The organism is Neosynechococcus sphagnicola sy1, assembly GCF_000775285.1.
Lineage (GTDB): Bacteria > Cyanobacteriota > Cyanobacteriia > Neosynechococcales > Neosynechococcaceae > Neosynechococcus > Neosynechococcus sphagnicola.
In genome coordinates this window covers 1-8,837 of sequence record NZ_JJML01000056.1, presented here as the reverse complement: position 1 = coordinate 8,837, position 8,837 = coordinate 1, and the positions used below count along the sequence as shown (strand labels likewise).

The 8,837-nt window shown below is 49.8% G+C and carries 5 protein-coding genes and 2 pseudogenes; 3 read left to right on the top strand and 4 right to left on the bottom strand.

Going from position 1 to position 8,837, the window contains the following annotated elements; genetic code table 11:
• Together DO97_RS17845 and DO97_RS23365 are read left to right on the top strand one after the other, a co-directional pair.
• A partial coding sequence (locus tag DO97_RS17845) for an IS5 family transposase (RefSeq protein ID WP_036536085.1) occupies window positions 1-396 on the top strand: 396 nt, incomplete at its 5' end.
• 144 nt (window positions 397-540) lie between these two features.
• A complete protein-coding gene (locus DO97_RS23365; protein ID WP_081980834.1) occupies window positions 541-720 on the top strand; it encodes a hypothetical protein in 180 nt (59 codons plus the stop codon).
• A 135-nt stretch (window positions 721-855) separates the two neighbouring features.
• Here DO97_RS23365 and DO97_RS17840 read toward each other — a convergent pair whose 3' ends face one another.
• From DO97_RS17840 to DO97_RS17825, 4 genes and pseudogenes are all read right to left on the bottom strand, one after another.
• On the bottom strand, window positions 856-1,089 hold the full coding sequence (locus tag DO97_RS17840; RefSeq protein ID WP_036536083.1) for a hypothetical protein: 234 nt from the start codon (window positions 1,087-1,089) through the stop codon (window positions 856-858).
• A gap of 166 nt (window positions 1,090-1,255) precedes the next feature.
• Window positions 1,256-4,141 (bottom strand): annotated as a pseudogene (locus tag DO97_RS31440) (site-specific DNA-methyltransferase).
• Window positions 4,142-4,164: 23 nt separating this feature from the next.
• A complete protein-coding gene (locus DO97_RS17830) occupies window positions 4,165-4,809 on the bottom strand; it encodes a Uma2 family endonuclease (RefSeq protein ID WP_036536082.1) in 645 nt (214 codons plus the stop codon).
• A pseudogene (locus DO97_RS17825) lies at window positions 4,806-7,996 on the bottom strand (BPTD_3080 family restriction endonuclease). Before DO97_RS17825 ends, DO97_RS17830 begins: the two are co-directional and overlap by 4 nt.
• Window positions 7,997-8,615: 619 nt before the next feature.
• Here DO97_RS17825 and DO97_RS17815 point away from each other — a divergent pair.
• Window positions 8,616-8,801 carry a ribbon-helix-helix domain-containing protein gene (locus DO97_RS17815; RefSeq protein WP_036536079.1) on the top strand — a complete coding sequence of 62 codons (186 nt, stop codon included), beginning with the start codon at window positions 8,616-8,618 and terminating at the stop codon, window positions 8,799-8,801.
• Window positions 8,802-8,837: the final 36 nt, after the last annotated feature.

Genomic DNA, 8,837 nt, shown 5'->3' with positions numbered 1-8,837 from the left:
TTTATGACGGTCGATACCCTGGGATTGCTGTTGCGGGTCTTGGTGACTGCCGCGAGTGTACCCGAACGAGAGGGGGCTAAACAGGTACTCCAACAGGTGAAACAGATGGGTCAAGGGGTATCGCGACTGCATACGATTTGGGCCGATGGCGGTTTTGACGGTAATCCATTCCTGATGTGGGTGATGGATGTTTGTCGGTGGATTGTGGAGGTTGTGCTGCGACCAGAGCAAACCAAAGGGTTCGTATTGCTGAAAAAAAGGTGGGTTGTTGAACGAACATTTGGCTGGCTCATGGGGTACCGTCGATTGGTTCGAGACTATGAGTTATGGCCAGAAACTTCGGAGACATTTATTTACCTGGCCATGATACGAATCATGGTGAGGCAGTTAGCATAAAATCTGACCCAAAAAACTTTTAAAACATCCTCTTACTGATTTAGCTGGTTCAGAGCCTCAAGCACAAGACATTCCACGTCGTAGATCGCCTCCTGCCACCATCCCCCACTACCCACTATCCACGGCACCATCCACTCCGTACCCATGCCTCCCAAGTCCCCCAACTCCAAAAAGGTCGAAGCCCTCAAGCACGAAGAGGCGAAGCGCAAGAACATTCCCACAGCGGAGTATCAGTCTGTCATGGCAGAGGAGGAGAAAAGCCCGATCCGGGTTGCCTACGAGCGCCGCAACCGTTCAACAAAGCAGGTAATCAGGTGCGGTTAAAGAGAGAAGAGAAGGGAGAAGATTATGGCTGCCGCAAAAGATAAGCGTGAGGCTCCAATGAAGGTACGGGTCGTCCGGCTCCGGTCACCCTACCCCCACCCCGGCAGTTATTCTCGTGGCGTTGAAAAAACTAAACTAATGAGTAGCGTCGTATCCTTCTTCCCAGAACCACGTTGACTCTATCGCTTCCTGCCTGCGAAACGCTGCTTCTTCTTCCTTTTCCTCAGCTTCCAGCGCAGCAATTTTAGCAGCAGATTTAGCTCTCCGTTCAGCTAGTTGTTCTGGTGTTTCCTTGGAGAACCACCGTTCTCGATGAGCGTTGATCATTGCCATAGCTTCTGGGCTGGGGCTGTTCAACTTCTTTTTCATCGTCTTCCTCCTGCTCTCACGTTACTAATATCGCATTTCTGATTGTCATCATGGCTAATCCCCAGAACGCGCTCTATAAGATTCTCGCTGAAGCACGATTAGCATATTTTGCTCCTGAGTACGGGCAAATGTTCAGGGAGTTGTTGGGGCAAAGTCTCTCATATAGTCACACGGCTTGAACTTCATATACCTTCAAGACTTCATCACCGTAATGGTTGATTACCTTGACGGCGATTTTTCCGGGTTTGCCGTTGCGGGATGGGGCATCGAAGGGGCGGCTGGTGGTGGAGTAGAGATCAGACCAGGCAGATTCATCGATTTCGGCTTTGAGGGCACGTTTGAGTTTGTCGTAGGGTTGATCGGCTCCGGTGAAGTAGGCATGACGGACGAAAAAGCTTTCCCCGTTGTAGTGGGTGTCGATGAACCAGCAGGCGATGTCATCGGTGGCATGGCTGCGAATCTCGCCAGTAGTCGGGTCGTAGATGTCTAGACCGTGTAGGGTGACGGTGACTTTGCCGCCCTGCTGTTTGATTTCGATATCGGGTTCACCGAAGACCATGAACAGGTTCGCTGATCCGGTTTTTTTCAGGAGTTCATCCCCTAGCAACAGATCAGAGTTCATACGGGTGGGGAGAACGATGAGTTTGCCATAGCGTTTTGCCTCTTCTGGCACACTGGGATCAAACGCAAAACCACAGACGATCAGCAAGTCATAGCCAATGCCCTGAACCGCTTCTTTGGCGGCTTCTCGGATGTCGTCGGCGCTGACGGTGCCATATTCGGGACCGATGGAAACGGCGACTTTTTTCACCTTGTCATCAGCATCGGTGTATTCGCCCGTGGCATGTATCCAGGTTCCCGGATGGGGTTCGAGGGAGTCAAACTTCAAACGCTCTTGCTTAACGGTATTCTGTACCCCTGCTTTTCTCAGGTTTTCGATGATGCGGGTTTCAAACTGATCGGAGGCTTGTTGTTGCCCATCGGCTTCGGCGGTGGGGCGTTCTTCATCGGCAGAGAGAACCCGGTGGGGTGAGAGGCTTTCAACGGTGAAGGGGCCGGTGACTCGCAGGCGTTTGGTGTCTTCGTAGGGCTGATCGTAGAGAATTTCGGTGTCGGCATTGCGGGCAATGGAGGCATCAATTTCCTGTTGCCGTTGCTGTCGCAGGCTCCACCATTGGGTTAACAGGTCTTTTGCCTGCTGTGACCATTTCTCTTCCGGTTCGCGGGGAATCTGCCAGTCTTCCCAGGCTTGCTTGAGGAGTTGATTTAGCTGAGTGCGGATCGGTTCTAGCTGCTGCTGCCACTGCTCATGAATCGTATCGATTTCGGGGTTATTGGCAATGGCTTTGAGGGTAACGTGGGGCACCCGTTTGTAGACAAAGCCTTTCTTGATGTCGGTTTCTGCCCTCACCCTGCCTCCGGCTTCCCTCTCCCCACGGGAGAGGGAAGCCGGAGGCAGGGTGAGGGTTTTCCGCTGCTTGTGGAGTGCGTTTGCCAAAGTTGGCGGGAATCACATTGAGATGCCCAGAATTTCCTGCTCTTTTTGCCTGCCCTCAGGGGAATCTGCCAGCAGGTAGTAGGGGAAGCGGGCAGCCATGAGGCGCGTGCGGGCAAGGGCAAGAGCTACGCGGCTGGTATCGATGGTGATCCAGCGTCGTCCCCACTGTTCGGCAACGTGAGCAGTGGTACCACTGCCACAGGTGGGATCGAGAACCAAATCTCCAGGGTCAGTGGTCATTAAAAGACAACGTTGAATTGCAGATGTAGCAGTTTGAACTACATAAACCTTTGGGTCGCTACGACTTTGAATTCCTCCAATATCTGTCCAAATATTAGATAAAGGATTAACAGGAAAATCATTTAAGTAGCGAATATATCTTAAGTTGTTACCTTGAACAATTAAACGCCCAACAATCCCTAATCGGTTCATTCCTTCTAGGGTTGTTTGCCACTGACGACCCTTGTTTGGTGTAAATATTCGTCCGTTATATTCCAGTGGCAAAGCCAAATGAGGTGTTGTATACATAGCAGAAGTATCACTATCTGCATATAGCCGAACCAAGCCTAGATCACCTTGATATAAACTTGCTGAAATTCGAGTGCCATCACCTAGCTCAACTCCTGAATATCTTGAAGCTCCCAGTTCACCTGGCTTTTTCTCATAAAAGATCTGCCTATACTTAACTTTTTCAATATCTTTTGCATACCAGAGGATAAAGTCTGTTGTTGAGGGGAGTAGATCACCACCTAGCGGTGAGGTCTTTGTAAAAGTAATGAGTGTTGAAAAATTACTACTGCCAAAGACTTCATCCATCAAGCACCTGACTCGATGAATATTTTCATCGCCAATTTGGACAAAAATGCTGCCTGTTTCTGTCAGTAATTCCCTGGCAACCACCAGGCGATCGCGCAGGTACGCCAAATAGGAATGAATCCCCTTTTCCCAGGTATCCCGAAATGCCCGAATCTGTTCCGGTTGGCGGGTGACATCCTCTACCTTGCCATCCTTCACGTCCCGCTTCCGGGTGGAAACCTGCCAGTTGGAGCCAAACTTAATGCCGTAGGGCGGATCGAGGTAAATCATCTGGACTTTGCCCTTCAGCCCTTCCTTTTCTGCCAGCGAGTTCATCACCAGCAGAGAATCGCCCAAAATCATCCGGTTCGACCACTTCAGCCCGTCTTTGTGTTCATAAAACTCGATCAGCTTGTCAAACTCTAAGCCATTGAAATCGGAGGCAAACAGCCCTAGCTGTTCTGGCTCATGCTGTTTTGCCTGCTGGCGAAAGTCTTCAATAATGGCATGGGGATGAATCTTCTCCTGAATGTAGATGGGCACCGCAGGCACTTCTAGATCTTGGCTATCCTGCTCATCCTTGCCCTGCCAAACCAGTTGCGGATCACGCGACTCATCCCGCTGGTATTTCACAATTTTGGGTTTCTTTTCGTCGTCCGCCACAAACCCTCGCAACTCCTCCGTAGGGATATTCGCGCGTTTGTCCTGGTGTTTGACGCTATCGATGGGAGTGTTGCCGTAGGGCTTCTTTGCTGGCATAGTCGCTGGTTCTACAAGGGGGCTTACTGGCTTTTGGCAAGTTCTTTACGGAGCGATCGCAGCATGGTGCTAGTGCCATCCTGAAAGGCTTGCTGGATTAAGCGGGGCACCATTTCAACGATGGGCAAAGCGGGAAAGGTGGGACTGGTTGCCGATTCCTGATAGGTTGCGTTCTGCAACAGGTTGATCTTTAGCTTGCCATTGTCATAAAGCCAGACTTCTGGCACTTGCAGCGCAGCATAGGCTTCCAGGGTCGTTTTCGAGGTAACGTCCGCTTCGATCGCCAGATCGGGGGGTGGGTCTTGCTCCATATTCATCCGCATCAGCGATCGCACCCGTTCAGCGTTCTGGATGTAGAAACAGGTGTCCGGTTCTAACCCTGCTCTTTTGAGCTTCTTGAAGGTGGTTGAGCCAAAGTCTTCCCATGCTCGATCCTGGGCATCCAGCATTGCTTTCACAATATCGGCAATGATGCGGTGAGGTCTTTCGTGAGCGGGCAAAGGGGACATGATTTCTAATGTTTCATTGCAGTAGTTAATCCGGGGAACCCGACGTTCTTCACCCAGATCTTCCAATAGTTCCTCATACTGCTCCCATGTGACTCCTGAGATCAGCACATGGCTACCGGGGGATAGCTTGATCGTTTGGATGGGGATGGCAACCGTCATACGCTGACCTCAGTTTTTTGGAGGAATGCCTTGATTGTATTTTCGGCATCCCACGGATCGGTGATCTCAATGATGCCCCAGCGCCCCAATGCCCCATGATTGTTCACGGCTGGCACCCAAAACTGTCGGGCATGAGCAATCTTAGCCGCTTTATCTTTTCTGGCTTCACCGGATACCTCCACAATAAGATAGAGCGGTTCAGCGTTGTCATGCTTAACCCTGGCAATGAAATCAGGCGTGTAATTTTTCTGCTGACCCGATAGGGTGTAGGGAATCGTGAACCCTAACCCCTGGTTTTTAACGTAGCAGATGACTTCTGGCAAGTCTTCTAAAACCTGTGCCATTTTCTGTTCCCAACTATCCGTATCCGCTACCACATGGGAAATGTGACACTTCGTTGAGTCCGTGACATAGACGGGTTTTGTCGTATCAAAATCCACATAGCGAGTTGAGCCAAAGGTATCGTAGGGACGCAGGATCGGCTTGAGAGTCTTTTGGCTGCCCTCTGAACCCGCGATCGCGGTGTAGATCTTGTCAGCCGCATCATGCGCCAGTTCGATCAACAAGAGTTCCTGAATGAAGGTGCCTGATTTGCAGGTCACACACTGGCTCAACCATTCTTTCGTGATGTGGAGCAATTGCGGGAAAAACCAGGATTGCACTGCTGAATCAAACTGATGAGTTTGGGTTTTCTCCGCTTGCTTTGTGCCATCGGCTCGAAAGTATTTTTCTAACACCAGCTTTGCCAGCAGGAAAGCAACCTCCTGGGGGCGGCGCGATCGCAGGTCATCCAGGGTATGAATGCTGGATTGACCCACAATTGGGGCATTCTCGGTTCTGCTGGGAATGTCAGCCGTCGATAGGGCATATTTGCAATCATCCGTAAACTGGTAAGCCAGCTTTTCCCCAATGATGTCGTAGCGATAGCCCAAGAGCCTAGGGAAGGTAATCTCACACTCGATCCGATCTTCCAAGGCTCGAACGCGGGTAGGCAGTCTACCGGGCTTAGGCGCTTTGTTAGACCCTGCACAGGGAATAAAGGCAAAGGGCACCCCATAGACTTCCGCATACTCCGGTTCAAACATCCCCTGATCATCGGCAGCATAGCTCACTCGCCTCAAGCCCCGACCAATGACCTGTTCACAGAGTAGCTGAGTTCCAAACGCTCTCACGCCCAAAACATGCGTCACTGTGTTTGCATCCCATCCTTCGGTCAGCATGGAAACCGACACCACACAGCGGATCTGTTCTCCCAACTTGCCCGGTTTGCCCACCGTGTTCATGACCTCCCTCAGCAAGTCTTCATCGCTGATCTTGTCTGGATCAGAACCGGGGTAGCGATCGCGGTACTCTGCCTTAAATTCTTCAATCTCCAGAGCGGCGATTTTCTTAAACTCTGGACTCATCGCTTCTCCAGACTCTAGCTGCTCACTGTCTACCAGGATCGTGTAAGGTTTTGCTGTCCAGTTTTCACTATTGACATTGCTAAACAGGGGTAGCTTACCCGGTGCCAGAACAGGTCTACTATCTGGGTAGGTTTTCCCGGTATCCCAGCCTGAAATGTAGTCATAGACCAGCTTAGAAACGTTGGTATTGTTGCAGACTACAATAAACACGGGCGGGGTTAACCCCTTCAGTTGCGCCTCTGTATTCTGCTGCCACTGCTGAAAGGCTTTCTCATAGTTGCTGTAGAGGCTATGGATTGCTCCGGTTAGTTCTTTCGGCAGATTGGGACCACCGGGCGCTTTACTCTCATCCTTGGTACTACGTCCACTCTTGGGTAAGTCTTCGCGGATGAGTGCCCAGATATTCCGGTAGGTGGGCAACAGTCCTTTGACGTTGTCATCATCCACTGGCACACGGGGAATTTTGACGATACCGCTTTCGATCGCATCAATCAGAGAGAAATCAGACACAACCCACGGGAACAGGTTGCCTTCTGGGTATCCAGAACCCTTCAGAAAGAACGGAGTAGCAGACAGGTCATAGACCATCTTTACCCCGATCTTCTTTTGAATGGCTTCAAGCCCAGAGATCCAAACTCTTGCCTCCTCCTCTCGCTTCTGTGCCTCTTTCCGGTCATCTCCGGTAAGCTTTTCTTCCTCTCCTCCCACTCTGCGACGATAACAATGGTGAGCCTCATCGTTAATCACAATGATGTTTTTCTTGTTACCCAATGCCCGACAAACCCGATTCACCATTTGAGCAGGGGTTTCTTTGAAGGGGCTTGTGCCATCCTGAGCTGCAATTTTGTGTGTTGTCTTACTAGCATTAATACAGCCATGACCCTGCTCTCTTAGAGGATGTTTTAAAAGGGTCGTCTTGAGCCTCAAATACGACTCAGTGGTGCAATCTAAAATCCATAAACCCTGATTCTGTCGTAGCGGTCTCTAGGTGGTCTGAGTGGTTGGATACACCCAGGAAGACTTTTAAAACATCCTCTTAGCTGAAAAGCATGATAGTTCGTAATGAGAATCTTTGCCTTCTCTAGTTCAGGCATCAGATCCGGGGGCACCAGGTCAAGCTTTCGATAGTAGTTTTCCGGGTCATTCGGTTGCAGCACTCGCAGGCGATCGCGAATCGTAATGCCCGGTGTCACCACCAGAAAAGCATCGCTAAACAAGCGACTCTGAGGATTCGCAAGCTTATTGAGGGTATGCCAAGCAATCATCATGGACATCACAACCGTTTTGCCGCTACCAGTTGCCATCTTGCAAGCCATCCGAAACAGCAATGGGTTAGCATCCTGATTTGCCTGTCGTAGCTCATTCTCGATCCAGTTGTCCCCAACTTTCTTAGCGACTTCCGTAATGTAGATGACGGTCTCTAATGCCTCAAGTTGGCAGAAAAACAGTCGTCTTTCCCGATCAGGATGCTGCCAGTGTTCCAGTAGCTTTCGAGTCGTTGGGGTAACTCCGGTATACTCGCCCCTCCGCCACAGAGAAACCCGTTCTCTAATCCGGTTGATGGTTTTGTTCTCCTCAACCCGATCCTGGCTAATTAGCCCCAAGTCAAACTCTAACTGCTCACTCTTTTTCTTGGGTCGAGCGATCGGAACAAAGTAGTGACTAATTCGCCGGTAATCCGAGATTTCGTTAGTGATACCGTCCTCATCGAATTTAAAATGCCGTTGCGGCTCATCAAAGGCAGAGTTGATAACAGGATTATCAATAACGACTGGAGGCATTGATTTTATTGAAAGTAGAGTAGGTTAGAACTAAATAGCTAGAGAATATTTTTTCGTCATCAGGCATAAATAGTAGTCCCAATTTTACCTGACCTACATGAGTTCACCCTAAGGCGGCATGCAGACGGGGCAAGATGGCTCTGAGAGCTTAACTCTCCGAAGTAGCAATCTCAGACTCTAACTGGTCAACTGTTTGTGCCAATTGATTGAATAACGGCATCAGGCGATCGTCGGGGTTGCGGTTCAAGAATGCCTTTGATGGCATTCGCTGAGAATCCTGGCCATTACCCTGGCCACCTCGTCTGATCTGTTTCTGGGGGGCCGGTAACCGCCTCTAAGCTTTGTGGCAAGGGAGTTTGAGGGGTGTGGTTACCAGAGTTACCAGTATTCTTAATAAGAATTTGGTATCCTGCTCCTTGCTTTTGATTGTCAGTGGCATACCCCAGGCTTTGGGGTTCCTCCTGTAAGGGGTAAGAGAGCGTTTATTTTGGTCGGCGGACGCTCTCTCTTTATGTGTGCAAACTCATGGTAGTGCTACTATTGTTTAATATAAACTATTAATAACTACTTTTGTGTTATCCTTAAACTCTAAGTCGTAATTATGATTAAGGATGTAGTCATGGCTGACAATATGGCAACAGAAAAGATTCGGACATCTATTTATCTCAAAGAAGACCTTAAGAAGGAGCTTGAGCGCTTAGCCAAGGTTGAGCGCAGAAGCCTTAACAACCTGATTGAGATTCTGGTTGAGGACGCTATTGAAGAAGCCAAAAAGGAAGGCAAACTAACCCATGCAAGCAAGTGAAGGGGATACTCTAGCCAGGATTGAGGCACTGGTAGA

What these genes read in the sequence shown, in the direction of transcription:
- DO97_RS17840 (WP_036536083.1), bottom strand. Translation starts at nt 1,089, where the DNA reads ATGAAAAAGAAGTTGAACAGCCCCAGCCCAGAAGCTATGGCAATGATC.
- DO97_RS17815 (WP_036536079.1), top strand. Translation starts at nt 8,616, where the DNA reads ATGGCTGACAATATGGCAACAGAAAAGATTCGGACATCTATTTATCTC.
- DO97_RS23365 (WP_081980834.1), top strand. Translation starts at nt 541, where the DNA reads ATGCCTCCCAAGTCCCCCAACTCCAAAAAGGTCGAAGCCCTCAAGCAC.
- DO97_RS17830 (WP_036536082.1), bottom strand. Translation starts at nt 4,809, where the DNA reads ATGACGGTTGCCATCCCCATCCAAACGATCAAGCTATCCCCCGGTAGC.